We start from the raw sequence: 25,545 nt of genomic DNA, 5'->3' as shown, positions 1-25,545 counted from the left end.
ATATCCTAAACCACCAACTTCTCTTCTATCGGGTTGGCTATCAGATACAGGCCGTCGTCAATCAATTTTCTGTACTCGGGTTGGCTGGCTGCCTTTGCAATTAAAAATTGCCGAATCTCCGCAGCAAGTGCCGGTTCGGCGTTCTCGTGTTCCAGTAATTCCAATATTTCCAGCGCACACAGCCAGTCGTCATGGTGATATTTTTGAAGCATCATCCACACGTTTCCTAAAAATCCCAGATCGCCCCCCGTTTGCCGACGATTGCGCACCTGCTGGTAAAGCTTATGCAATTCACGAGTGCGGGAATCATATTCGGTATGGTGCGTATTGGTTTGCGATTTAAGCGCCACCTCTAAAAAGGCATCCTTGTCTGCCGCACCGCAGAATACAGAAACAATGCGCTCGCCCACCGCCATATCATAATCGCCCCATGCAGGGTCAAAAAGTATTGCGCCCTTCTCATCAATCACTGTACAGTTAGTAAAAGTGATGAGCTGGGTTTTGCCACCATCAGTATGAATATTCTTGATCTTCCCGGACACGGCAATGCCGCTTTTATACTCCAGCTTCGCTTCTCTGCCTTTTCCTATACCTGCAGTTGTAAGTTCATCGGTAGAAAAATCTTCTAAAGGTTTATCATACCCTTTAAGCAAACCAACCGGCGAACTGAAACCATCTTTATGATAATCCCTGCCGTGGCCTTTTAATTGTTTATTATTAAAAGCCAACGCAGATGGGCCGGTTGTTTTGATGAAAGCCGGCGAACCGTTTTCGATCATCACATCGGTAAAGGTACCCGATACCTGCAAGCCAGAACTATAAACAGCCGTACAGGTATTTTTACTATCGATAGCTTTTTGCATGCCATAAATACCGCCCCTACGGAAAGACATGCTATCGGCAAATTGCTCCAGCACATCTATCAGGTTTTGGAAGGTTGGCGTTACAAAAAGTTGCGGCTGCGTTTTAGTTATATCGTAAGGATATTTAACCGCATCGATGGTATAATGTAGTTTGGTCACATTATCTTTCATGCAACTGGCACTTTCGCCAATAGAAGATAACAAACCGGCACCGTAGATTTTGGGATCATCCAAAGAGCCTATTAAACCATACTCAACCGTCCACCAGTGCAGGCGACTAAGCAGTGCCATCTCAGAAGGCTCGCCCATGTTGGCTTGTTGCCAGTCTACACGTTCCTCCGCTTTTTTAATGGCTTCGGCATCGGCATTGGGCATTTCTTTAAGAATAGATAATGCGCGGATAGCCTCATACAATTCAAAATCCTGCGCGCTGAACATCGCCTTAGCCCCTATTGAACCAAAGTAGCTTAAATAGTTATGGTAATCTTTATCGGCAATTATCGGCGCATGCCCTGCGGATTCGTGTATGATATCCGGAGCTGGGGTATATTCTATGTGATTTAGCTGGCGTATGTCTGCCGCAATAACCAGCACACGGTAAGCCTGGTATTCCATAAATGCCGCCGGCGGAATAAAGCCATCCACCGTAACAGCGCCCCAGCCAATTTTACCCAAAGCATCATTCATTTCCTGCAGGCTTGGTATCTTCTCAATGGTTAATCCTGCTTTTTGCAAACCGGGTATGTATGGGTAGTAAGCCACGTCCTTTAGGTAGCTGTAGTTCTGGCGCATTACGTAGCGCCATACGGCATGGTCTACCGGTGTATAGTGCTCGTAATGCTGATCTACTATAAACTGCTTTAAATGGGCAGGCAGCGCAGCAACCTGCGGATTGTTAAAATCATTAAATCGGCTCATTTTGGTTTTGCTGGTTACTAACAAAACGTAAAACTAAGCAATAGGTTGGCCAAGAGCCAACAAACCGATTATCATTCTATTTCAGAATCTATTTAAGGAATTTTATTTTGAATTTTCAGTTTCGCTATCTACCGGTTCTTCCATTTTTGGCAAACCTTCTTCTAAACGGCTTGGGCGGATAACATAATATACACCCAATAGTGCTACAAGCAACGAAATGATGTAAAACGTGCCCGGCAGAAAAGTAGCAAGGCTCTCGTCCATTGGGAAAACCTTGGTCAATTGCAGGAAAACCGTTTCGCGGATGCCTGCGCCGCCTATACTGATAGGGATAATGGTGGCCAAAGCCGATATGAGGAAAGAAAGCAAATACGGAGAATATTTGCCGGTGAAATCCTGCCCTATCATCACAAATACGATGGCAATTACCTGCAAACTTTGTACACCAATAGCCTTTAAGTGCGCCTGCCAAAAGTACCGGGTGTATTCTTTAAAGAATTTGTAGGCAATAAAATAATATATGGCTGATGCTACAACAAAGATGCTTAGTGGGATACCGATATGGATATCGATCTGCGGGATCAAAAATATTAGCGCGATAATGATCAAACCGATCGCCCACAATCCGCTGAGCCTATCAAACATAATGGCCCAGAATACCTTTTTGGCCGGTAGTTTATAGTTTTTATGAAGCAGATATATCTTATAACCATCGCCGCCAATACCACCCGGCAGCAAGAAGTTGTAGAACAAGCCTAAAAGATATAAGCGAAAGTTAAACCTTGGGTCGAGCTTCAATTTGATGGATTTAAAGAAGCTTGATAACCGCCATGAAGAAATAACCATCGATGCGAAAAAGCTTACCAATGCCGCCAGCATCCACCAATAATTGGCATGCAGCAAGCGATATTTGACCTTCTCTAATGGTACCTTTCTAAACACAAAGTACAACAGAACGCCTGTTACAATGAATTTGAGCAACACTTTGGTGATGCTCCACAAACGCTGCTTCCACGTTTTGGGGGCAACCAGTTCCTGTGCTTCTTCTTCCTCGGCTTGTGCTAAGTCTTTCATGCGGATGCAAAGCTATGTTTTTTTGCTGATTACACCGATTGCTTTAAAATGATTTCACAGATTTTAACGGGGTTACAACGTGAGTAAAGCCCTATAAATTGGAAAATCAACCCAATGTAATCATTATTTAAAGTCGGTGTAATCATCGTACATAATCGGTGAAATCCCTAAAGAAATACGTATTTTTGCGCCAAATTTCATAAACGCTATGGGTAAGGTACAAGTAGGTATTGTGCAGATGAGCTGCACCGCAAACAAACAGGAAAACCTTGATAAAGCTATTGTTAAAGTACGCGAGGCTGCTGCCAAAGGTGCCCAGATAGTTTGTTTACAGGAACTGTTTACGTCGCTTTATTTTTGCGATGTTGAGGATTACGACAACTTTGCGCTGGCCGAGGCTATTCCCGGCCCGTCAACAGATGCTTTGTCGGCGGTAGCAGCCGAATTAGGTGTGGTGATCATTGCCTCATTGTTTGAGAAACGCGCGCAGGGTGTTTACCATAACACTACCGCTGTTTTAGATGCAGATGGTGCCTACCTTGGCAAGTACCGTAAAATGCACATTCCTGATGATCCGGGTTTTTACGAGAAATTTTACTTTACGCCGGGCGACCTGGGTTACAAAGTTTTCAAAACCAAATTTGCTACAATAGGGGTATTGATCTGCTGGGATCAGTGGTACCCGGAAGCGGCCCGCATCACCGCATTGATGGGTGCCGAGATCTTATTTTACCCTACCGCAATTGGTTGGGCTACAACGCAGGATGAAGCTACCAACACCAAACAGTACAACGCATGGCAAACCATACAGCGCAGCCACGCAGTTGCCAATGGCGTGCACGTGGTAAGCGTTAACCGTGTGGGCGAAGAAGCCGGCGTTAAATTCTGGGGCGGTTCTTTCTTTGCCGATCCGTTCGGCGAGATCATGCACCAAACCACAGTCGATGAGGAAGAAGTTATCGTGAAAGAGCTTGACTTGAATAAGTCAGACTACTACCGCAGCCATTGGCCGTTTTTGCGTGACCGTCGTATAGATTCTTATCAGCCTATTACGAAGAGACTTTTGGATAACGACTAATTTGTTTATCATGTCATTGCGAGCGATAGCGTGGCAATCTCGTCGCTTGCATATTGAACACGACGAGATTGCCACGTCGCTACGCTTCTCGCAATGACATATTTTTATATTGCCCTGCCATGAACAATGAACTATCAACCATGAACTTTACGGACTTACGTAACTTCCACTTCCCTGCCGAATGGGCACCGCAAACCGCCATGTGGCTTAGCTGGCCGCATAAAGAGGCTTCGTGGCCGGGCAAAATTGACTTGATATACCCTAAATACTGCGAGTTTATTAAAGTAGTGGCAGAAGGTCAGCTTGTTCGCATCAACGTAGCCGATGCACAGATGGAAGCTTTCGCCAAAGCGCAACTGCAAGAAGTTGGTGCCGATTTGAGCAAGGTTGAGTTTTACCACTTCCCTACCAATGATGCCTGGTGCCGCGACCACGGTCCGGCGTTTTTAGTGAACTACGAGGAGAAGAAAAAAGTGATCGTGGACTGGGGTTACAATGCCTGGGGCGATAAATATCCTCCCTATGATCTGGATGATGTTATCCCTACCAAAATTTCGCAACACTTTGGCTTACCGGTTTACCATCCGGGTATTGTGATGGAAGGCGGCTCGGTTGAATTTAACGGTGCAGGCACGGTTTTAACTACTACTGCATGTTTGCTGAATAAGAACCGTAACCCGCATCTTAACCAGCAGCAAATTGAAGGTTATCTGCAAAAATACTACGGTGTTGAACAGGTACTTTGGCTGGGCGATGGCATTATCGGCGACGATACCGACGGCCACATTGATGATATTACCCGTTTTGTAAATACCGATACCGTAGTTACCGTTATCGAAGAAAACAAGAACGACGAGAACTACCACATACTGCAGGAGAACCTACAAACCCTTAAAACCATGCGTTTGCTAAACGGCAAACAATTAAACATTGTTGAGCTGCCAATGCCGGATCCCGTTATTTACGAAGACCAGCGTTTGCCGGCATCTTATGCTAACTTTTACATCGCCAATAAATCTGTAGTGGTACCAACGTTCCGCTCAAAGAACGATGACAAGGCACTCGATATCATCCAAAGCTGCTTCTCCAACAGGAAAGTAGTCGGTATCGATTCAACAGATATTATCTGGGGTTTGGGGAGTTTTCATTGTTTAAGTCAGCAGGAGCCAAGCATTTAACATTGTCAAAATAGAGCTATGGGGAATGATAAACGTTCCCCTTTTTTATGCTCTAATATTTCCACAAATTTTTCACCGACAATTCATCCGCTTTTACCGACATCTTTAATGATGTTGCCAATATTGGGTTTGCTAATCTGTAAGGTTAGTTTAGATTTGGTTAAGATTTAAAAGAAAGACAGCCATGTTCAACAATATAAATAATTCACCCGACCGCTCTAAAAGCAAAGTGATGCTTGGAGCCATCCTGCTAATCGTAGGTGCATACCTTTTGCTAAGGCAATTAGGTATTTTTTTCATCCCCGACTATATCGACCTGTGGCCGCTGTGGTTAATATTTTGGGGGCTGGTAATTGGTGCACGCAACAACTTCCAAAAATCATCTGGCGTAATTTTAATGGGTCTCGGTGTTATATTTCTCGTCACCGAGAATATCCACAATGCCGATGGCTTTGTATGGCCTTTAGCTATAATAGGTTTAGGTTTCTGGATAATGTCTAAGAAAAGTAGCAAGAATACTTCTAAGTATGATACCGACTACTGGGACAAAAAATATCGTACTGATGTGCCAGTAGAAGCCACCGCTGAAAAACCGCTTGCTGATTTTACCGACGCACAATTTACCAGTGCTGATACAAACGTACCGCCGGTTGATCCTGTAGGCACAATGCCCCCGCCATCACATGACGACTACCTGGATTCTACCTCAATTTTTGGCGGTGTAAACAAAACTGTACTGTCGAAAAATTTCAGAGGTGGCGATATAACCAACATTTTTGGGGGCACAGAGATAGATTTTACCCAGGCCGACATCAATGGCCGGGTAGTGGTTGATATTACCCAGGTTTTCGGTGGCACAAAACTGATCGTGCCGGCTAATTGGCATGTGATTCCAGACTTGGCAGCCGTTTTTGCAGGCGTTGACGACAAACGCGTTAAAACCGGCCAACCAAATATGGATAAAGTATTGATACTAAAAGGCGTATCGCTATTCGCCGGTATTGACATCAGGAGTTACTAAGTAAAAGGCCTCTCCCCAACCCTCTTCGAGGGAGAGGGGCTTTTATTAAAAGTCTCTCTTCCGGGGGAGATTTAGAGGGGGCTTAACAAAAATTAAAATACAATCAACATGAACTGGTACGTAGCAAAACTGATCTTCAGGGTAATAAGTGGCGGCGGCGATCACAGCGCGCAGTTTGATGAACAGCTAAGGCTGATAAATGCCGATAATGAACTGCAGGCCTTTGAGAAAGCCAGTAGTATAGGTCATGCCAATCAGGACAGTTTTTTGAACATGCAAAAGCAAACTGTTAAGTGGCAATTCATTGATGTGGCCGAACTTAACGCAATAGGCAGCCCAACAGACGGAGCAGAATTATATTACAATATACATGAAACGCCCGATCCTGATCTGTACATTAAATGGGCACATCATAAAAGCGCTTTATTAGGCGTACGCAACTAAACTTTTAAAATCAAGGTTTTGGCTACATCACCAATATCACAATCAAAATTAGTAATTGCCTTTGCTATATGCGGGGTGGTTTGGGCTGCTTTGCAAGGTTACATCATCCACAGTTTCGGTTTTTTATGGATGCCATCGGCAGTAGATGCCTTGCTAAGCGCGGTACTGCTTGCCATAGCCTGCTGGCTTATCAATAATAACCTGCGTTACTATCAGCCGGACAAAGAAAGCTACTTTTACCTGTTCATATGGTGTGCCGCCCTTTCAATTGCCTGTGTTGCAGGTTGCCGCTATATTTTGCCTCTGTTTGATATGGGGCAGGTTTATTTCAACTTCCTGCAGCAATCGCTGGTTATCCGCTTCTTCACTACGTTTTTGGCTCTGGGCTGGATGGCCATGATAAGCGCATTATTCTATACCCAGTTAGATAACAAACGCACCGAGCTACGTAAAACCGAGGCCGAAAAACTTGCCCGCGATGCCGAGCTTTACAACCTTCGCCAGCAATTACAGCCGCATTTTTTATTTAACAGCTTAAACTCTATCAGCGCACTTATCGGTTTTAAGCCCGAACTGGCGCGCACTATGATACACCAGTTATCAGACTTTTTACGTGGTACGCTAAAAAAAGACGATCAGTTACTTGTTCCGCTTAGCGACGAGCTCTCTCACTTAAATTTGTACCTGGAGATTGAGAAAGTACGTTTTGGTCACCGTTTGCAAACGGAGATAAGCTGCGATAAGGCTTGTGGCGAAGCCAAATTACCATCGTTACTTTTACAGCCTTTGGTAGAGAATGCCATCAAATTCGGTTTATACGATACTACTGATGCGGTTACTATTAGCGTACGTGCAGAGGTTGAGGAACAATACCTCATTATTATGATACAAAACCCTTATGATCCAAAAACTTCACGACCGCGGAAGGGTACCGGTTTTGGGTTAAGCGGGGTACAGCGCAGGCTTTATTTGATATTTGCACGTAACGATCTGATGGAAACTCACGCAAATGATAATATATTTACAACCATTATAAAAGTACCGCAGTTATGACACGCGCTTTAATTATTGACGACGAGCCATTGGCACGGATGGTTGTATTAGAATATTTGCAGGAATTTAAAGGCCAGATTGAGGTACTACAAGAGTGCGGTGATGGTTTTGAAGGCCTAAAAGCCATACAACAACTGCAACCGGATCTGGTGTTCCTGGATGTACAAATGCCCAAGATAAACGGCTTTGAGATGCTGGAACTGGTTGATAACCCGCCTGCGGTAATTTTCGCTACCGCTTTTGATGAGTACGCTATTAAAGCCTTTGAAGCACATGCAGTAGATTACTTATTAAAACCATTCAGCAAAGAGCGTTTCAATAAAGCGATAGAGAAGTTTTTAGCCATAACACCAGCAAATAATAACATTGCTAAAAATACGGAGACCTTGTTAGAAGCAGCCGCGCAATCGCCGGCACAAAACGAGCGTATCGTGGTTAAAACCGGAACCAAGGTTAAGATCATTGCCGTACAGGATGTTGAATACTTGCAAGCTGATGACGACTACGTAAGTGTGATAACCCCCGAGGGCGCTTTCCTCAAAAACAAAACAATGGCCTTCTTCGAGAAAACCCTCGACCCAAGGCAATTTGTGCGCGTCCACCGCTCCTACATTGTAGCTATTTCGCAGATAACCCGTTTAGATCCGTACGAAAAAGATAGTCACCTGGCTATTCTAAAATCAGGCGCTAAGATTCCGGTCAGTAAAACCGGTTATGTAAAATTGAAACAAGTGTTGGGGATATAATTTTCCGGCACTTATCTCCTTTGTCATGCTGAACGTAGGGAAGCATCTAACGGGCAACTTTTCACGGTGTATAATAGATTCTTCGCTACCGCTCAGAATGACAGGATTTTTTGTTTTGTGATAGTAAGACCGTCGAATCACAAGTGTAAGAATGGATCTTCAGCAATGTCATAATCGATCTTACCTTACTCAGCCAGCAATACCATCCAGGCTTCATTAACCTTACCATTTTCAAGCAGTCGTTTGGCATGCAGGTGCAGTTGAAGCTCGCGGGTGTGATTATCGCCAATAGTCGCATCAAATATTTCTTTGATCTCGTCGCGTTGGGCGTATTCATCAATGGCATCAGCAACAGGGAAAGCTTCCACATTACCCAGCTGACCAAGGTTGTTACCTGTAAGTATTCTCGAATTTCTGATAGACGATGGGATGTTATCTACCCCTATCCCGATAGTACGCACAGGTTTGGCCACTTCAAAAAGGTTAGCAGCGTTAACGCGGCAATACCAGTCGGCACCAAGGCGGGCTACCAGGTCAGTTTTGGTTTGGTCGATAGTGGTACCGGCCTCGTTCAATATCTCCTCTTTAATGTGGATCATTTTCACTTCGGCAATAATAAGATTGCCCGCGCCTGGGCCATCACCTAAGGCGATAACATCTTTAATTACACACTCCAATTGTACCGGAGATTCGGCCACGCGTGGCGGCTTTACCAATTGCGAAGGTTGTTCTGTTAATCCTGCTTTGGTAAACTCATTTACCCCGGCAGGATATTCCACACTTGAAAGCGACACTTGCTGTACCATATCGTAACTAACGATATTGATCACGCACTCAGGCACTTCTTTTATATTTTCCAGCGTGTGTTTGGTGGTGTTATCCCTCACCCTTCGCGATGCTGAGAACACGCACACCGGCGGGTTCACGCTAAACAGATTAAAAAAGCTAAACGGACTCAAATTCACATTGCCATCCTTATCCACGGTTGATGCCAGGCAAATGGGCCGTGGCGCCACCGCATGGTTAAGGTAGCTTTGGATCTGGAGCGGGGTGAGATCTTTTGTTTCGAGGGTTAGCATGGACAGCACTTATATTCAAGTCATGTCATTGCGAGAAGCGTAGCGACGTGGCAATCTCATCGCGTTCATACAAACGCGATGAGATTGCCGCGCTATCGCTCGCAATGACATGGGTTTATATTATCCTAATTACTTCTTCAACTTTAAAATCGAAAACTCACTATCAGCCTGTTTAATAATATTCCCCAGCACTCCCAATCCGGTAATTTCCATTTCAACCAAGTCGTTAGGTTGCAGCCATTGCGTTTGATAATTGGCATCGTTTAACAGGCCGGTGCCGTTCAGTTCCAGAAAACAGCCGGTACCTACCGTACCCGAGCCGATAACATCGCCGGGCAAAACGTCGCAGCCGTAGGCGCAGCGTTCTATGATCTCGGCAAACGTCCAGTCCATATCTTTCATGTTACCGAGGCTTACCTGCTCGCCGTTTACATGGCATTTCATCTCCAGGTCATAGCTGGCGCCGGTATGGCCTTCTTTTGCTGGTACTTTGTATCGCTCTAATTCATCAGGCGTTACTAACCAGGGGCCAATCACGGTAGAAAAATCCTTACCCTTAGCCGGGCCGAGGTTCAACAGCATTTCTTCCATTTGCAAGGTGCGGGCGCTCATATCATTCATGATCATGTAACCTGCTATGTAGCTATCTGCCTCTGCAGCGGTAATGTTGCGGCCTTTTTTGTTCAGCACAACGGCAACTTCCAGTTCAAAATCAAGCTTCTCGAAATGATCTGGCATACATTCTATTTCGCCTGGGCCTTGTACAGCATTGTGGTTGGTGAAATAAAAGATGGGGTACTGGTCAAACTCAGCTATCATCTCCACCTTACGGTTGCGGCGTGCGGCGGCTACGTGCTGCCTAAAGGCGTACCCGTCGCGGCATGATGTTGGGTGGGGCACAGGTGCCTGCAGCTCGTAAAAAAGCTCTTCTTTGGCTTCTAACTTGCCACTTTTGATATCCTCGTTAACACGTTTAGCATGTTCCATTAATTCCTCGCCACCCCATAAAAACTCGTTCATGTTGTCAGGAATAAGCTTGTCGCACGAGTTAAGGTTATAAATATGTCCGTTTACATAAACACCAAGATGTTCTCTGTCTTCGGTTTTATAGGATACTAATTTCATAAGGTGGCTAATTGGTATGCGCCAAAACTAATGATTTTTGTTTTTGTTGGATAAAAAACTATGCTTGCATATTAAATATATTCGGCTTAATTTCGTTTATCTTATGATGAGCATCAGCAAACAATTCTATTTTTCCCTTGGCCTCACCTCAATGAGCAGGTCTGCCATGTTTAGGGATGCTGTGCTTGCGAAAATTGTTTTGGCGCAATTCTAACGCCGCTGTTGTAAGGTTTTAACGTTGAAAGGTTGGAATGTTATTCCGGCTGTCTGTCAAAAACCATCTCTAATTTCAAATGTTTGATTACTAATTTGTTAGGGTAAAGCTTTACAACTTTATAACCTTCAACATTCCAACATTTAAACCAATTTATAATGCCAATTTACCATACATTAGGGAACATCCCGCATAAGCGGCATACCCAATTCCGTAAACCCGACGGTACTTTATATGCCGAAGAACTGGTTTCAACGGAAGGCTTTTCGAGCTTGTACTCGCTGGTTTACCATGCCTACCCGCCTACAATTGTGAAAGAATTGGGCGAGCCCTACTCTGTTGAGCCGAAGATTGCCCGCGAGAAGCACCTGAAGCATACCAGCCTGATAGGTTTTAACATTAAGCCGGAAGATGATTACCTGCAAAGCCGCAAACCTGTGCTGGTAAACAACGACTTGCATATATCTCTCGCTGCCCCGCGCAAAAGTATGACAGATTATTTCTACAAGAACAGCCAGGCTGATGAGGTGATCTTTATACATGAGGGTACCGGCACGCTAAAAACAGGTTTCGGTAAGCTTAAATTTGAATATGGTGACTACCTGGTGATACCGCGCGGCACTATTTACCAGATGGAGTTTGATGGCGAGCAGAACCGCTTGTTTATTGTGGAGAGCTTCAGCCCTATCCGCACGCCTAAACGTTACCGCAACCAGTACGGCCAGCTAATGGAGCATGCCCCCTACTGCGAGCGCGATATTAAACGCCCTACCGACCTTGAAACGCACGATGAAAAAGGCGACTTTAAAATCCTTATAAAAAAGCAAGGCCTTATTTACCCTTACATTTACGGCACGCATCCTTTTGATTTTGTGGGATGGGACGGCTTTCACTACCCGTGGGCGTTCTCAATACATGATTTTGAACCGATAACCGGCCGTGTGCATCAACCACCGCCCGTGCATCAGACCTTTGAGGGACACAACTTTGTGATCTGCTCATTTGTGCCGCGCAAGTTTGATTATCACCCGTTATCAATCCCTGCCCCATACAATCACAGCAATGTAGACAGCGACGAGGTACTCTACTACGTTGACGGCGATTTTATGAGCCGCAAGCATGTAGTTAAAGGTCAGATAACCCTGCACCCAGGTGGCATCCCGCACGGGCCGGCACCAGGCTCGGTTGAGAAATCTATCGGCAAAGAATCAACAGAAGAACTGGCCGTAATGATAGACCCCTTTCGCCCGTTGATGCTAACGGACGATGCCGTAAATATTGAAGACGGAGATTATTATAAAAGCTGGATTTCTTAGAAGAGTCAGGAATCAAACATTCACTCATTCGATCCTTCACTAATTCACTCATTAAAAACAATGGAAACACTAACAATAGATAAAAAAACTACCTCAACAGATTTTTTGCCGCTTAACGGTACCGACTATGTTGAGTTTTACGTGGGTAATGCCAAACAGGCTGCTCACTTTTATAAAACCGCATTTGGCTTTCAGGACCTGGCGTATGCCGGCCCCGAGACAGGCATGCGCGACCGTGCCTCTTATGTTCTGCAACAAGGTAAGATCCGTCTAATGTTAACTACTCCCCTGCATTCAGACCATCCTATCAGCGAGCACATCAAAAAACACGGCGATGGCGTAAAGGCCCTTGCACTTTGGGTGGATGATGCTTTTGATGCTTTTGAGCAAACTACAAGTCGTGGTGCAGAAGCCTACCTGCAGCCACAGGTCATTAAAGATGAATTTGGCGAAGTGCGCACCAGCGGCATCAAATTATATGGCGATACTGTTCACCTTTTTGTGGAACGCAAGAATTACAAAGGTGCATTTTTACCCGGCTATGTGGAACTTAAAACCAACTACCATCCTACCGAAACCGGTTTACTTTATGTGGACCATTGTGTAGGCAACGTTGGCTGGCATAAAATGAACCAATGGGTAGACTTTTATGAAGATGTAATGGGCTTCCGCAACATTCTTACTTTCGATGATAAGATGATCTCCACCGAATATTCTGCATTGATGAGCAAGGTAATGAGTAACGGAAACGGTTACGTTAAATTCCCGATAAATGAACCGGCTGAGGGTAAAAAGAAAAGCCAGATAGAAGAATATCTTGAGTTTTACGAGGGTGAGGGTGTACAGCACCTGGCGTTGGCTACGCAGGATATTGTTAAAACCGTTACCGATCTGCAAAGTCGCGGTATAGAATTCCTGACCGTACCAACCACTTATTACGATGACCTTATAGACCGCGTAGGGCATATTGACGAAGACCTCGGACCGTTGAAACAACTGGGCATCCTGGTTGACCGTGATGATGAAGGTTATCTGCTACAGATATTCACCAAACCTGTTGAAGACCGGCCAACGCTTTTCTTTGAGATCATACAGCGCAAAGGTGCAAAATCATTCGGAGCCGGGAACTTTAAAGCACTGTTTGAAGCCATTGAACGTGAACAGGAAGCAAGGGGTAACCTATAAAAATAGCAAATAACGTAAAAAGCCGGACACAACATCCGGCTTTTTGCGTTATACCATTTTGCACAAATAAGTTAAGCTGCTAACTTAGCTTAACGTAATACCCCCACTAAAAACATGGTTGAAGAAAAACCATCAGGCAAATTTCAATTTATTCCGCTTTTGATCAGCCTGATCATTACGCTTGCTATAGGCTTTACAGCTTCATTTTTTACCCGCCCGGAGATAGAGGGATGGTACCAAACTTTAAAAAAACCCACATTTACACCACCCAATTTCGTTTTCCCGATAGCGTGGACGTTGTTATATATCCTGATAGCGATAGCTGCTTACCTGGTATGGAAAAAGCGCGATAGATCTGTTACTTACAAAACAGCCACAGTTATCTATACTCTGCAACTGCTCTTTAATTTCTCATGGTCTATAGTATTCTTTGAGTTTCATCAAATATTGGGAGGCCTCCTTGTTATAATAGCACTGTTGGTCATTATCATTCTAAACATAAGCTGGTTTAACCGCTTCAGTAAGCCTGCCGCATACTTACTTATACCTTACTTCCTTTGGGTAAGCTTTGCTACTTTGCTTAACCTCAGTATTTATATTTTTAACAAATAGAAAAACGAGTTACATTTATTGCCGACGATAATTTTGTTGTGCAATGAAAAAACTGCTGCTTATCTGTTTGCTATTATGTGTCACCGGCTTTTGCTACGCCGATAAAATTGCCATTGATAATTTTGTGGTGAAAGAAAATCCTTTTGCTACAGATGAGATCGCTTTTGTTGCAGTAGACACTGCAGGCGTTATCCAGGAAAACGTGAACGGCATCTTTACTTTTACTATCAACGGTTTTACAGAGGAGCTTAAGTTTGATAAAGGCACTGCTTTTTATCGCCATAAGATAGAGAAATCGAGCTTTGTTTACTCTCGCCATCAAAATGATGATGGCACCCACTCAACGCTTTATTACGTTTACCGGCACGATGGTAAACTATCACTTGTAAAAATAAGCTGGATAGTATTACTTGCCATACCGCTGGCCCTGGTACTTATTGGCTATATGTTTAAGCGCCTTATCATTATCGCAATTGTAGTATTCTGCGTATTCCTTTATTTCAATCACAGCAGTGGCCTAAGTGTCCCAACATTTTTCCAGAGCATTTTAGATGGATTAAAGGGAATGTTTTCGTGAGTGGTCAGTGGTCAGTGGTCAGTGGTCAGTGGTCAAAAACACATTAATATTATTGTTGCTTCACCCATTTAACAAATGAATCGATAATTCGAAATCACTCATTCACTCATTACGTCCTTATCTAATTAACTTAGAATGGTAACCCGATACCGAAGTTGAGTTGCATAAATGAATAGCCATCGCCAATGATCTTCCCGCTGCTCGGGTCTACGCCGGTTTTATTGTCCAGCAGGTATTTTTGCTTAAATGGCCCGTTCCCAAATACCTCATCAAAGTGCTTAATAAATACCCATTGATCTGAGCCCTGGAATTGTGGATCTTTAAATTTAAACGCGGCATCCAGCCTGAAGATAAAGAAACCAAGGTCGAAACGAAGGCCTGTACCTATGCCTATTGCCGTACCCTGCCATATATTGTTAAACCTGAATTCTCCGTTAGGATTATCTGCTTCTTTGTGTAAGCGCCAAACGTTACCGGCATCCATAAAAAACGCGCCTTTAAGTTTGGAGCCAAAGAAGTTGTCGGCCAGTTTATAGCGGTATTCGGCATTGGCAACTATTTTAACTTCACCAAACTGATCAAGGAACTTCAATCTGGCACGTGTGGTATCTGCCACGGCGCCTGTGCCATAGCTTGCACGGTTAAACTGGCCCGGACCAAGATTTCGTGGCAACCACGCCCGCATATCGTTGGCACCACCAGCATAAAAGTTCTTCTCAAATATTAGCTGATTGCTGTTGCCATAGGGCACCCCTACTCCTGGGTTAATGCGGAAGATGAACTGCTTTTCCCCACCCAGACTACGGTAAATACGCAGATCTACCTCTGTTTTGGCATATTGGGAGAATGTATATCCAAATATGGTACGCTGGCCCAAACTATCGCGCTTGGTACCTGCAAGGTTACTTAGCAGTGATAAAAAGTTACCACCAATATCCAGGTTGCCTCTAAAGTAGATGAAATTCTTGAACGAGTTAAGCTCAATGGCGTTGTACTGGAAAGTGTATTGTGTTGCAGATGTAAATGTTGTACGGCCAATCAAATAAACGTATGAATACCTGTTTTGGCTCAGCAGCAGGTTGCGGGCAAGCGGATCTATAGTTCCGTTAGAGAACTCGATGCTGATAGGCGTAATAGAGTGCTGCTTACGGAAGGTCTCAAAAAAGTCGTAAGTAACCGAGTTGATAAAACTGCGGCGCTCCACCAGATCTTTCTGGTAGAATAACTGGAAGTTTGACGAGAACGTAGTATGCGGCACCCCAAACTTAGCCAGGTTAGGGAAGCTGAATGGCAGCAATAACCGCGGATAGATAACGCTTGCACCTACCCTAAAATCCTGATTTTGGATACCTTTAGTGCCGGATCCATTGTCGAACAATATACTCCAGTTCAGTTTCAGCTGCAAAGCTGCCGCCTGCTTAAATATATTCCGGTTGGTGAAGGTATTGCCCAGGTTATAACCATATCGGCCACCGTTAAACAAAAACTCCGCCTCCAGTCGGTCGGTCATTCGCTTTAGCGGTACAATATCTATTTTACTGTTAAGCCTGTTGGTGCTATCTGGCAGCTTCTCGTATGTTGGGTTGGGTACGTTACGGAAAACGTTTAATTCTGATAGCCTCGATGTAGTAAGCATCTGTGTCTCCAGGCTGTACTTATCCCCCTTTTTTTGGAAAACATAATCCGTTACCGTGCGAGGCTTAAACCTGCCCGAGAAGTCAACAAACCTGAACTGCGAATCAACCTGGATCGTATCGGCTTTACCGTTGGTACGCCCATTGCTCCTGGCAATCGTTATTAGCGTGTTGTTCATCGTGTAGATAGGATGTTCTTTTTTACCGGGCGGGTTATCTATCATGATCACCACATCAGCAACGCTTTTACCCCAACTGGTATCGGGTAGGTAGGTAATGTACTGCCGATAGAAATCATAATAACCGTGCTGTTTCATCACCTGGAAAAACTGGTCGCGGTCATAAGCCAGACTATCCGTATCATAACGACTGCCGGGCTTTACGTGCGTGTAATTTTTCCGGGTATCGCGGTATATCTGCTGTACTTTAGGATCAAAAATGCTGTCACGATAATTGCGGACGTGAAACAAAGGGCCTTCCTGGGCAGTAAAATAAAGCGTGGCCTTGCGTTTTTTGATGGCAATAGAGTCAACAACCTTGGCTTTCAGATAGCCTTTGTTCACCAGGAACTTCTGGATCTGGTCCCGCGAAAACTCTACAAGATTAGAATCTAAAATGGCTGGTGCTTCACCAATGTTGCGCTTGCCTTTTTTACTGAAGGTGTAATAGATCTGCAGGTTTAACCAGTTATTAGGCTGCTGCTCTTTATCAACATAGTTAAAGGCAAGATCTTTGAACTCCTTATCAACACCCTTAATAACAACTTTGCGTACGATAGCCTGATCCTGGCGAATACCGCGCGTAACGCTGCATCCCGACGCAATTATCAGCACTAAAATATTTAATATTGCAAAACGTAAAGTTACAGGGGTATATGCTTTCAAAATCTCAAATCAGTTTACTAAACTCGTTACAACAAAAAAAGTTTCGTCGAGAACATGGTTTGTTCATTGTAGAAGGCTACAAATCCATTGTAGAATTTGCACAATCCGGCTACCAGATCCAAACCATTTATCATACGGCTGATGTAGCTTCAAAATTGCTCAATTTATCCCGAAAAATAAACTCTCATGAGATTTCTTTGACAGAACTCGGGAAAATAAGTGCTTTAAAAACGCCTGCAGATGCGCTGGCCACTGTAAAAATGCCGGTTAATGATGTTGTTGATGCATCCGCATTAAAAAGCAAATTTAGCCTTGTACTGGACGGTGTGCAGGACCCCGGTAATATGGGCACCATTATACGCACGGCAGACTGGTTTGGTATTACTGATATTATTTGTTCGGAAGATACCGTTGATGTTTACAACCCTAAGGTGGTACAGGCTACTATGGGTTCGCTGGCCCGCGTTAATGTTACTTATACTGATCTGAAAAAGTTTATAACGTACGCAGATCTGCCGGTTTTTGGAACATTATTAAACGGCGATAACATTTATACCACGCAATTTGGTGGCGAAGGTTTGGTATTGTTAGGGAATGAAGGCAACGGCATAAGGCCTGATATACAGGCGCTAATCACAAAAGCCATTACGATTCCACGCATTGGCCAGGCCGAATCTTTGAATGTTGCCATAGCTGCAGCGATATGTTGTTCACAACTTGCTGCAAAAACCTTTAAATAAAATTGATTAGAAGTAAATAATTACTATTTTTGCAGTCCTGAAAAATGGTCGGATGGCCGAGTGGCTAGGCAGAGGTCTGCAAAACCTCGTACAGCGGTTCGAATCCGCTTCCGACCTCAAGGTTTACAAAATATTTAAAATTAAAGTCATGGGCGTTACTCGTTTAAAAAGAAAAGATAGAAGAAACAAAACTACTTCTCGTTTAGAAGTTCAGTTCTTAAAACTGGCTACTAACATTGAGTTAGGCAGCCGTTCTGCACAGAAAAAAGGCAACCAAATTGATAAAAACAATGAGGTTTTAGCTAAAGCTGCTGCTGCAAACTAACCTTCTTTCTCAAAGAAAAGCTTAAAGCGTGCTGAAACATCAGTACGCTTTTTTTTATGCCAGCAAATTTTCATATAACCGGTAATTCTCGTCATCAAAGCAGATGAATATTATTTCTTCAATGCTTTGGTTAGCCTGCAGGAAATCATTAACCGTTTTAACGGCTATCTCCGCAGCCTCTGGTTTAGGAAAATGATAGATACCCGTACTGATATTGGGGAAGGCAATGGTTTTAATATTCTTACCTACAGCAATAGCTAAACTGTTTAAATAACAATTAGCCAGTAATTGCCGCTCATTACGATTGCCGCCGTTCCAAACCGGGCCAACCGTGTGTATCACATATTTAGCAGGCAGTTTACCGCCGGTAGTTATCACAGCTTCGCCGGTTGGGCAGCCACCCTGCTTATTCCTGATGGCTATACACTCATCAAGTATTTGTTTGCCACCCGCACGGTGAATAGCGCCATCCACACCGCCACCGCCCAGCAAGCTGGTATTGGCGGCATTTACAATGACATCAACCTTTAATTTAGTAATATCACCCTGTTGTACTTTAATGCGCTTATCCATAAAAATATAATCGTATAAAAGACGGGGATGTTTGAGGTCTATTTCTGTTCTGTAGCAAAGAATAGTGCCTTAAGTTCTGTGGCATCGTCAGCTTTCATTTTACCGGCCAAAACCAAACGCAACTGGCGGCGGCGCAATGCACCTTCAAAAAGCTCCGTTTCTTCAGGACTTTCGGGTATCAGCGCAGGCACCGGTATAGCGCGGCCATTTTGATCCAAGGCTACAAAAGTATAGTAGGCATCATTGCTTTTAACTTTGGTGCCTGATGGGATGTTCTCGGCATACACATCAAGCCTAACCTCTACAGACGTAGTAAAAGCGCGCGAAACACGGGCTTCGATAGTAATTACATCACCTAATTTGATGGGATGATGAAAGGATACATTATCAACCGATGCGGTTACCACAATACGGTTGCAGTGTTTTTGCGCAGAAATGGCGGCTGCAATATCCATGAAATGTAGCAAGCGCCCACCCATTAAATTATTAAGCGTATTGGTATCATTGGGCAATACCAGCTCATTCATAATGGTATGCGAATCTTTCGGCGATTTTCCTTTCATGCCGCAAAGATAGGCTTTAACCAGCAAAAAACTATGCTAACATAGCAACTACTGTTTAGCGCTGTTTAGTTGACCGTACCCAACTAACTGCTCATATCGCGACCCAACCTGGCGGTAATACACCAGCATCTGGTATTCGTTCTCTGTTTCAAAGTAGTTACCCTCAAGCGTTGTATCATCCGGTTTTTGAGTAGCGTTATCAACCCAAACATACTCATAATCGTACACGCCCTGTTTTAATTGCAGGTGTGTGTACCAACGGCCGCTATCGTCATATTGCAATCTGCTCCTATCATCAAGTTGATAATCGTTAAACTGGCCTACTATGTAAGCCGTTCCATCGGTGGGGGTTTTGTTCGCAGCCAAGCTGAAATACATGTAGGCGTAATCAGCGTCACGGCGAGGGTCGGTACCATCCTGGTTCAGGATAAAGAACTTGCCATCGTTATCGTAAAGCAGTGTATAATCCGGCAAGTTGCGATTAGGGTCGCCTAAAAGCATAACCGTGTTTGCAGTGTCCTTGTAAATCTTTGATATCCGTTCTGAGTTAAGCTTAAGCGTGCGGGTATCAAAATGCCTGAACTCGTTACGGCCGGCAAAATCGTTGATGTCAACATCGTTGTAAACCAATTGCGTACCGCGGATGTAAGTAGGTGTGTTGTTCAACAACGCCGTTCCCGGCCGTGCATTTTGCATCAACAGTACCCTTACTTCTGTACGCGGGTTTTGCACCTGCAAGCCCGAGCAATCAACTGTAAAATTCACCTTTTGGTTGGTACGCCTAAGCAAGACTTTGTTCGATGATTGAACCGTGGCAGCAACAGCAACCTTTTGCGCAACTACATATAGCCTGCGGGTTAGTATCATCTTTTGCTGATCGCCATCCTCGTAAACCTTTAGGATATAGTTGCCCGATACTTTAGGGATAATGTTCTGATTGGGTAATTTAAGTTGATAGTGCGTGTATTTTTGGTAGGTGGCAGACGAATAGATGTAATCGATGATCCGGTCATCCGTGTAGCTTTCCAGGTATTCTGCGCTTGTAATTTTTGATGGCTGCCAGTTAGCGTCGCAATGCTGCAGGGTATAGTTAAATGTGCGCGTTCCGCCGCTAAGGTCATCGAATCCTAAGGTTACCGTTTCATCGCTGCCTAACGTTATAATAGGAAATGATGAAGCTTTTTTTGAATTATAAAACTCCACACTTTTTATCTCGTGCCGGTAAACGTTGTTCTCGAATGGAGGAGTTTGGGCATTAGCCGCCAAACAAAAAAAGACGAGAATACCGCTTAACAAACTTTTCATTATTGCAAGATAGGAACAAAACGCCGTGGAGCGGAATTAATTTGGACGAGCGCTACTGTAGTAATATAGTCATTGTAAACTTACCGAACGATTGATCGCTTGTAAAGTCTTCTACAAGCTGAGACTGACACGTCTAAATAATTTATCGCAACTGTTTAATCGCCTTTAAAACCCTATCAATCCGCTCCTCCACTGTCGTATCACCCTCTATCTTTAATATCGGGCATTGAAAACGATCAAGCCATTGCAGGTGCACATTTAAGTTGCGGCCATTGGTGGTGTTATCGTCATAACCTTTAGCCCATTCCCTAAAGTCTTTATAAAGTTGCACCCGCACCGGGTTGGTGTAAATTTGATCGCCGTAACGTTCCACTTCTCTCGCATCCAGTCGCTGCATACGTACACCGTGTGGAATGCGGAGAAAAACCACCAGATCAAACTTTGTTAGCCAGCTATCATCCCAACTTACCAACGAGCCGCCAACTATGGCATTTTCGTTTTCCTCAAAATCTGCAAGCAGCATGGCCTTTCTTTCTGCCGGTTCACGCTTTTGAGTGTAAGGAATATCAGAAGGCAGCCAAAAGTAATTGTCTGTATCAAAGTAAGGATATGCTAAACGGCTGGCTAAAGCTTTTCCCAGAGTAGTTGAGCCGGCACACGATGCGCCCATGATGTGTATCTTCATACTACTAAAAACAAAAGGCAGTTGCTATGCAACCGCCCTTCGTCATATTTTTGATTAGCCTTCCAGTTCCATTATCTGCTCGGCAAGTGCCTCCCAACGGGCCTGCTGCTCTCGCATCTCCAGCTTCTTCAGCTGATACTTATCAGTAAGTTGCTGAAGTTTATCTACCTGATTGTACACGTCGTTGTTTGCTAATTGCGTTTCCAGGCTTTTCACTTCTTTCTCCAATGCACTAACCTGCTCTTCCAATTTAGACAGGTCCTGATTCATTTTTTTTAGTTGCTGAGCTTTATTGTCGGTTGGTTGCTTAACCGGTTCAGGCTTTTTTTCTTCTTTTTTAGGTTGAGGTAAAGGTGCTGCTTTTGGCTCCAGTTTGCGCTTTGCGTTCCACTCATCATATTCCTGGTAAGTGCCCGGATATTGTTTTATCTTTTGATCTTCAATAAACCAAATCTTGTTGGCAACATTATCCAGGAAATACCTATCGTGCGATACCACGATCACTGTACCTTCATATTGCTGCAGGGCTTGTATAAGTATGTTAACCGATGCCATATCCAAGTGGTTGGTAGGCTCATCCAATACTAGGAAGTTAGCATCGGCAGTAAGCGCCTTTGCAAGCGCCACACGCGATTTCTCTCCTCCCGATAGTACTTTGATCTTCTTGAAAACATCATCGCCTGTAAACAGGAACGAACCCAATATTGAACGAAGCTCGGTATCCGTATGTTTTGGTGCAAAAGATTGCAGCTCCTGCAATATCTGGTTCTCCAGGTGCAAGCTCTCTAACTGGTGCTGCGCAAAGAAAGTCTGGGTAACGTTATGGCCGGTTTGTGCTGTACCGGTAAAATCCTGATCGGCACCTGCTACTATGCGCAATAAGGTAGATTTACCTTTACCGTTAGCACCGATCAAAGCAATTTTGTCGCCTTTTTCTATAATTGCCTCAGCATCGTCAAGAATATCAATACCCGGATATTTTTTTGTGATATGTTCTAAAGTTACCACGTGTCTTCCAGATTGCTTGCTGAATTTAAAGCTAAAGTTTACCTCAGGATTATCATCATCCACATCCTCAACACGCTCCATTTTATCGAGCATTTTAATACGCGACTGCGCCATTTTTGCTTTGGAAGCCTTGGCGCGGAAACGTTCTATCAAACGTTCTTCCTGGCGTATTTTCGCTTGCTGGTTCTTAAACTCGCCGCGCTGTATTTCCGAGCGCATTTCCTTTTCTTCCAGGTAGAAGCTATAATTACCGGCATAGACCGTAAGCTTACCTTTGCGCGATTCAACCGTGCGGTTGATCACCTTATCCAAGAACCATCTATCGTGCGATACGATAACGATGGCACCTTCAAAAGATTTCAGGTAATCTTCCAGCCATTGAATCGAAGGTAAGTCAAGGTGGTTGGTAGGCTCATCCAGCAGCAGGATATCAGGTGCCTGTAAAAGTATCTTTGCTAACATCACCCGCATACGCCATCCGCCCGAAAAAGTACTTAGCTTACGCTGGCAATCTGCCTCGCTAAAACCTAAACCCGCCAATATCTCGTGCGCCTTGTATTCAATATTATAACCATCAAGCAGTTCAAACTCGTGTTGCTTGTCGCTCAGTTTGTTTAACAGATCCTCGCTGTAATCGGTCTCCAACTTTTTAAGCAGGTTCTCTATTTCATCATGCAGTTGGTTTTGGCGCTCGAAGGCTTCCATGGCAACATGCACAATATTTTTATCAGACGAGTATGATAGCAGGTCCTGGTTAAGGTAACCCATGGTAAGGTCCTTGGCCATTGATATAGTGCCCGATGTTGGCTTGTAATCGCCTACTATGATCTTTAGTAGGGTGGTTTTACCGGTACCGTTTGCACCTATCAACCCGATCTTTTCGCCTGGTTTTATATGCCAGTTAGCTTCATCATAAAGGGCGCGCGCACCAATCTCAAACGTAAGGTTATTTATAGCTATCATTTCGGGCGCAAAGATACGGTTTTGGGGGGAGAGGTGAAAGGATAAAGGTAAATGGCCAAAGGCGAAAGCTTAAAAGTAAAATGCGGAAGGCCTTGATATAAAGCATTCATTTAAAACCCTTAACCTTTTGCCTTTAACCCTAAAACCTAAATAACTAACTTCGCGGCATGTATCAATTGATCAAACCGCTGTTATTTAAGTTCGACCCTGAGAACATCCACTACTTTGTTACCCGTAACCTTAAACGCTTTAATAAATTCCCCGGAGGCAAAGCGCTTAGCAAAGCCATGTGGACGATTGATGACAAGCGCCTGGAACGCGAAGTGTTCGGTTTAAAGTTTAAAAACCCTGTGGGTTTGGCAGCCGGTTTTGATAAAAATGCCGAAATGATAGCCGAAATGGGAAACCTTGGTTTCGGCTTTAGTGAGGTTGGTACCGTTACACCCCTACCCCAGCCCGGCAATCCAAAACCACGTATGTTTCGCCTGCCGGCGGATAGCGCGCTTATCAATCGAATGGGCTTTAATAACCTTGGCGTCGATGTAGCAGCGCAACGCATTGCCACATACCGTAACAGTTTAAAAAAGGGCGAGCAAGCGTTGGTCATCGGTGGCAACATCGGCAAAAACAAAGTAACGCCTAATGAGGAAGCCGTTAACGACTACATTAAGTGCTTCGACAGGCTTTTTGATGTGGTTGACTATTTTGTAGTGAATGTAAGCTCGCCAAACACCCCCGGACTACGCGAATTGCAGGAGAAAGAACCGCTGATGAACATCCTGAACACACTGCAGCAACGTAACAGCAAAAATGGCATCAGCAGGCCCATACTATTGAAGATAGCCCCTGACCTTACCAATTCGCAATTAGATGATATCGCAGACATTGTAAAGCAAACAGGTATTGCTGGCATTATTGCGACCAATACTACCATCAGTCGAGATAGTTTAGTTTCTGCGCATAAAGATGAAACCGGCGGACTAAGCGGCAAACCTGTTACCAAGCGTTCTACAGAGGTTATCAGCTATTTACACAAAGCATCAAATGGAGCTTTCCCAATTATTGGCGTAGGTGGAATCCATTCTGCCGAAGATGCATTAGAGAAACTTAACGCAGGTGCATCATTGGTACAGTTATATACCGGTTTTATTTATGAGGGGCCAGGTTTGATAAAGAGGATTTTGAAGAGGCTTTTATAAAACACTAAGGCATATCTACCGATATGCCCTTTTATTTATTCCCCTGCCAATTCCAATATCCTGTCAAATTCCTCGCGGGTTACAGCCATTACCGAAAGGCGTCCCTGCCTTACCAGGCCAATATCTTTAAGCTGTTCGTCGGCTTTAATTTGTTCAAGCGTAACCGGCTTTTTAAGGCTCTGTACAGGTTCAAGATCAACAACCACCCAGTTGGTATCATCAGTTGTGGGGTCCTGGTACGCTTCTTTTACCACGCGGGCAATACCAACAATTTCTTTACCCTCGTTGCTATGGTACCAAAAAACTAAATCGCCCACCTTCATGCCGCGCAGGTTGTTACGCGCCTGGTAATTGCGTACGCCATCCCAAAAAGTACGGCCTTCCTGGTTAAATTTCTCCCAGCTATATTTAAACGGTTCCGATTTTACTAACCAATGATTCATGTATATCTTCAAATAAATACATTCATGGCATGCTATGAATGCGGGGGCAAAATAAGCAATATCATGAAACAGTTAAAACGGTCTTTAACTTAAAAGAGCTGATGCGTTTAAACAGATCAGCTCTTAACGTAACATGTTACAGCTTTTTACTTAACAGTTTGCCCGTATATATACTCTAATTTATACTCGTGCAGCTTGTTGTCGTAATCGGCGAGTTGTTTATCCGATCTGAAGAAGCCCTCAAGCGCGTACAAAAACTGCGTATCATTTTGGAAGCTTGTCTCCAAATTAGTCAGGGTCAACGGCCTTATAGTGGTGTCCGGTTTTTGGCTAAAGTAAAAATCTTCAACTCTTTTCATTCCACGTGTGCCCGGCTCCAGTTGATAAGCGGCATATAGATAAATACCCTTATCGGCAATTATTTTGTAGGCGGTGTTCTTGAAAAATCGGTAATCGGTGCCGTTTAGCCTGTAACCAAAAATTTCGGTTTTACGGAGGTGCACAGGCTTCCCGTTTTCGTCTATCTTGATGGTTGACCAGTCAAATAATCCGTTGAACCTGATGTGATGCGTCTCTGCTTCCGTAGTATAGCTCAATTTATGGTTAACGAAATCATCTGCCGACAGGTAAATGCCGGATGTTGACTGGGCTTTGACCTTTGTAGACATCAGCGTGCATGCAACTATGAGCATCATGCTGCAAAATACATTCTGTAAATTTTTCATGATCTTTAAAAATTG

At 44.0% G+C, this 25,545-nt stretch carries 25 protein-coding genes and 1 tRNA gene; 14 read left to right on the top strand and 12 right to left on the bottom strand.

Annotation, left to right across the window (positions count from 1 at the left end):
* Nucleotides 1-5: 5 nt before the first annotated feature.
* Both INP83_RS09340 and INP83_RS09335 read right to left on the bottom strand, forming a co-directional pair.
* Nucleotides 6-1,781 (bottom strand): aromatic amino acid hydroxylase, encoded by a 1,776-nt coding sequence (locus INP83_RS09340; RefSeq protein ID WP_219127195.1) that lies wholly within the window; start codon nucleotides 1,779-1,781, stop codon nucleotides 6-8.
* A 102-nt stretch (nucleotides 1,782-1,883) separates the two neighbouring features.
* Nucleotides 1,884-2,855 carry a lysylphosphatidylglycerol synthase transmembrane domain-containing protein gene (locus tag INP83_RS09335; RefSeq protein WP_219127194.1) on the bottom strand — a complete coding sequence of 324 codons (972 nt, stop codon included), beginning with the start codon at nucleotides 2,853-2,855 and terminating at the stop codon, nucleotides 1,884-1,886.
* 208 nt (nucleotides 2,856-3,063) lie between these two features.
* Here INP83_RS09335 and INP83_RS09330 point away from each other — a divergent pair, with 208 nt between their 5' ends.
* From INP83_RS09330 to INP83_RS09305, 6 genes are all read left to right on the top strand, one after another.
* Entirely contained in the window at nucleotides 3,064-3,933 is an 870-nt protein-coding gene (locus INP83_RS09330) for a carbon-nitrogen hydrolase (RefSeq protein WP_219127193.1), read from the top strand.
* A 119-nt stretch (nucleotides 3,934-4,052) separates the two neighbouring features.
* Nucleotides 4,053-5,111, top strand: coding sequence for an agmatine/peptidylarginine deiminase (locus INP83_RS09325; RefSeq protein ID WP_219127192.1), 1,059 nt, complete (start codon nucleotides 4,053-4,055; stop codon nucleotides 5,109-5,111).
* Between the two features lie 184 nt (nucleotides 5,112-5,295).
* Entirely contained in the window at nucleotides 5,296-6,132 is an 837-nt protein-coding gene (locus tag INP83_RS09320) for a LiaI-LiaF-like domain-containing protein (protein WP_219127191.1), read from the top strand.
* 108 nt (nucleotides 6,133-6,240) lie between these two features.
* Entirely contained in the window at nucleotides 6,241-6,576 is a 336-nt protein-coding gene (locus tag INP83_RS09315; protein ID WP_146268592.1) for a DUF4288 domain-containing protein, read from the top strand.
* An 18-nt stretch (nucleotides 6,577-6,594) separates the two neighbouring features.
* Complete coding sequence (locus INP83_RS09310) at nucleotides 6,595-7,629, top strand: sensor histidine kinase (protein WP_255563285.1); 1,035 nt, start codon at nucleotides 6,595-6,597, stop codon at nucleotides 7,627-7,629.
* Nucleotides 7,626-8,375: a LytTR family DNA-binding domain-containing protein gene (locus INP83_RS09305; protein WP_146268593.1), complete on the top strand. Its 750-nt coding sequence runs from the start codon at nucleotides 7,626-7,628 to the stop codon at nucleotides 8,373-8,375. Before INP83_RS09310 ends, INP83_RS09305 begins: the two co-directional genes overlap by 4 nt.
* Nucleotides 8,376-8,560: 185 nt before the next feature.
* Here INP83_RS09305 and INP83_RS09300 read toward each other — a convergent pair whose 3' ends face one another.
* Together INP83_RS09300 and INP83_RS09295 are read right to left on the bottom strand one after the other, a co-directional pair.
* Nucleotides 8,561-9,454, bottom strand: a complete 894-nt coding sequence (locus tag INP83_RS09300; protein WP_219127190.1) for a flavin reductase family protein — start codon at nucleotides 9,452-9,454, stop codon at nucleotides 8,561-8,563.
* Between the two features lie 129 nt (nucleotides 9,455-9,583).
* Nucleotides 9,584-10,579, bottom strand: a complete 996-nt coding sequence (locus tag INP83_RS09295) for a fumarylacetoacetate hydrolase family protein (protein ID WP_219127189.1) — start codon at nucleotides 10,577-10,579, stop codon at nucleotides 9,584-9,586.
* Nucleotides 10,580-10,951: 372 nt separating this feature from the next.
* Between INP83_RS09295 and INP83_RS09290 the strand changes: the two genes are divergently transcribed.
* The 4 genes from INP83_RS09290 (at nucleotide 10,952) to INP83_RS09275 (ending at nucleotide 14,483) form a co-directional block, all read left to right on the top strand.
* On the top strand, nucleotides 10,952-12,109 hold the full coding sequence (locus tag INP83_RS09290; protein ID WP_219127188.1) for a homogentisate 1,2-dioxygenase: 1,158 nt from the start codon (nucleotides 10,952-10,954) through the stop codon (nucleotides 12,107-12,109).
* Between the two features lie 60 nt (nucleotides 12,110-12,169).
* Nucleotides 12,170-13,294, top strand: coding sequence for a 4-hydroxyphenylpyruvate dioxygenase (gene hppD / locus INP83_RS09285; RefSeq protein WP_219127187.1), 1,125 nt, complete (start codon nucleotides 12,170-12,172; stop codon nucleotides 13,292-13,294).
* A 114-nt stretch (nucleotides 13,295-13,408) separates the two neighbouring features.
* Nucleotides 13,409-13,906 carry a TspO/MBR family protein gene (locus tag INP83_RS09280; protein ID WP_219127186.1) on the top strand — a complete coding sequence of 166 codons (498 nt, stop codon included), beginning with the start codon at nucleotides 13,409-13,411 and terminating at the stop codon, nucleotides 13,904-13,906.
* Between the two features lie 43 nt (nucleotides 13,907-13,949).
* The gene (locus INP83_RS09275; protein WP_219127185.1) at nucleotides 13,950-14,483 is read left to right on the top strand and encodes a hypothetical protein; all 534 of its coding nucleotides are present in this window, start codon (nucleotides 13,950-13,952) and stop codon (nucleotides 14,481-14,483) included.
* 130 nt (nucleotides 14,484-14,613) lie between these two features.
* On the opposite strand, the gene INP83_RS09270 is transcribed toward INP83_RS09275, so the two are convergent.
* A complete protein-coding gene (locus INP83_RS09270) occupies nucleotides 14,614-17,001 on the bottom strand; it encodes a BamA/TamA family outer membrane protein (protein WP_219127184.1) in 2,388 nt (795 codons plus the stop codon).
* A 59-nt stretch (nucleotides 17,002-17,060) separates the two neighbouring features.
* On the opposite strand from INP83_RS09270, the gene INP83_RS09265 reads away from it, so the two are divergent.
* The 3 genes from INP83_RS09265 to INP83_RS09255 all read left to right on the top strand — a co-directional run bounded on the left by INP83_RS09265 (nucleotide 17,061) and on the right by INP83_RS09255 (nucleotide 18,066).
* Nucleotides 17,061-17,741 (top strand): RNA methyltransferase, encoded by a 681-nt coding sequence (locus tag INP83_RS09265; protein WP_370630600.1) that lies wholly within the window; start codon nucleotides 17,061-17,063, stop codon nucleotides 17,739-17,741.
* A 46-nt stretch (nucleotides 17,742-17,787) separates the two neighbouring features.
* Nucleotides 17,788-17,858 (top strand) — tRNA-Cys (locus INP83_RS09260).
* A gap of 31 nt (nucleotides 17,859-17,889) precedes the next feature.
* Complete coding sequence (locus INP83_RS09255) at nucleotides 17,890-18,066, top strand: spore protein (RefSeq protein WP_146268603.1); 177 nt, start codon at nucleotides 17,890-17,892, stop codon at nucleotides 18,064-18,066.
* Nucleotides 18,067-18,120: 54 nt separating this feature from the next.
* Here the strand turns inward: INP83_RS09255 and INP83_RS09250 are convergent, their stop codons facing one another.
* From INP83_RS09250 to INP83_RS09230, 5 genes are all read right to left on the bottom strand, one after another.
* A complete protein-coding gene (locus tag INP83_RS09250; RefSeq protein ID WP_219127183.1) occupies nucleotides 18,121-18,639 on the bottom strand; it encodes an O-acetyl-ADP-ribose deacetylase in 519 nt (172 codons plus the stop codon).
* Nucleotides 18,640-18,677: 38 nt separating this feature from the next.
* Nucleotides 18,678-19,202, bottom strand: coding sequence for an acyl-CoA thioesterase (locus INP83_RS09245; protein WP_219127182.1), 525 nt, complete (start codon nucleotides 19,200-19,202; stop codon nucleotides 18,678-18,680).
* 48 nt (nucleotides 19,203-19,250) lie between these two features.
* The gene (locus INP83_RS09240) at nucleotides 19,251-20,507 is read right to left on the bottom strand and encodes a type IX secretion system plug protein domain-containing protein (protein WP_219127181.1); all 1,257 of its coding nucleotides are present in this window, start codon (nucleotides 20,505-20,507) and stop codon (nucleotides 19,251-19,253) included.
* Between the two features lie 142 nt (nucleotides 20,508-20,649).
* Nucleotides 20,650-21,192: an AAA family ATPase gene (locus INP83_RS09235; RefSeq protein ID WP_219127180.1), complete on the bottom strand. Its 543-nt coding sequence runs from the start codon at nucleotides 21,190-21,192 to the stop codon at nucleotides 20,650-20,652.
* A gap of 54 nt (nucleotides 21,193-21,246) precedes the next feature.
* Nucleotides 21,247-23,163, bottom strand: a complete 1,917-nt coding sequence (locus INP83_RS09230) for an ABC-F family ATP-binding cassette domain-containing protein (protein WP_219127179.1) — start codon at nucleotides 23,161-23,163, stop codon at nucleotides 21,247-21,249.
* A gap of 167 nt (nucleotides 23,164-23,330) precedes the next feature.
* Between INP83_RS09230 and INP83_RS09225 the strand changes: the two genes are divergently transcribed.
* A complete protein-coding gene (locus INP83_RS09225; protein WP_219127178.1) occupies nucleotides 23,331-24,362 on the top strand; it encodes a quinone-dependent dihydroorotate dehydrogenase in 1,032 nt (343 codons plus the stop codon).
* A 35-nt stretch (nucleotides 24,363-24,397) separates the two neighbouring features.
* Here the strand turns inward: INP83_RS09225 and INP83_RS09220 are convergent, their stop codons facing one another.
* On the bottom strand, nucleotides 24,398-24,805 hold the full coding sequence (locus INP83_RS09220) for an EVE domain-containing protein (protein ID WP_219127177.1): 408 nt from the start codon (nucleotides 24,803-24,805) through the stop codon (nucleotides 24,398-24,400).
* Nucleotides 24,806-24,951: 146 nt separating this feature from the next.
* Complete coding sequence (locus INP83_RS09215) at nucleotides 24,952-25,530, bottom strand: hypothetical protein (RefSeq protein WP_219127176.1); 579 nt, start codon at nucleotides 25,528-25,530, stop codon at nucleotides 24,952-24,954.
* Nucleotides 25,531-25,545 lie beyond the last annotated feature (15 nt).

It is taken from the genome of Mucilaginibacter sp. 21P, from assembly GCF_019331605.1.
Lineage (GTDB): Bacteria > Bacteroidota > Bacteroidia > Sphingobacteriales > Sphingobacteriaceae > Mucilaginibacter > Mucilaginibacter achroorhodeus.
This window is presented reverse-complemented; position numbering and strand designations above follow the sequence as displayed.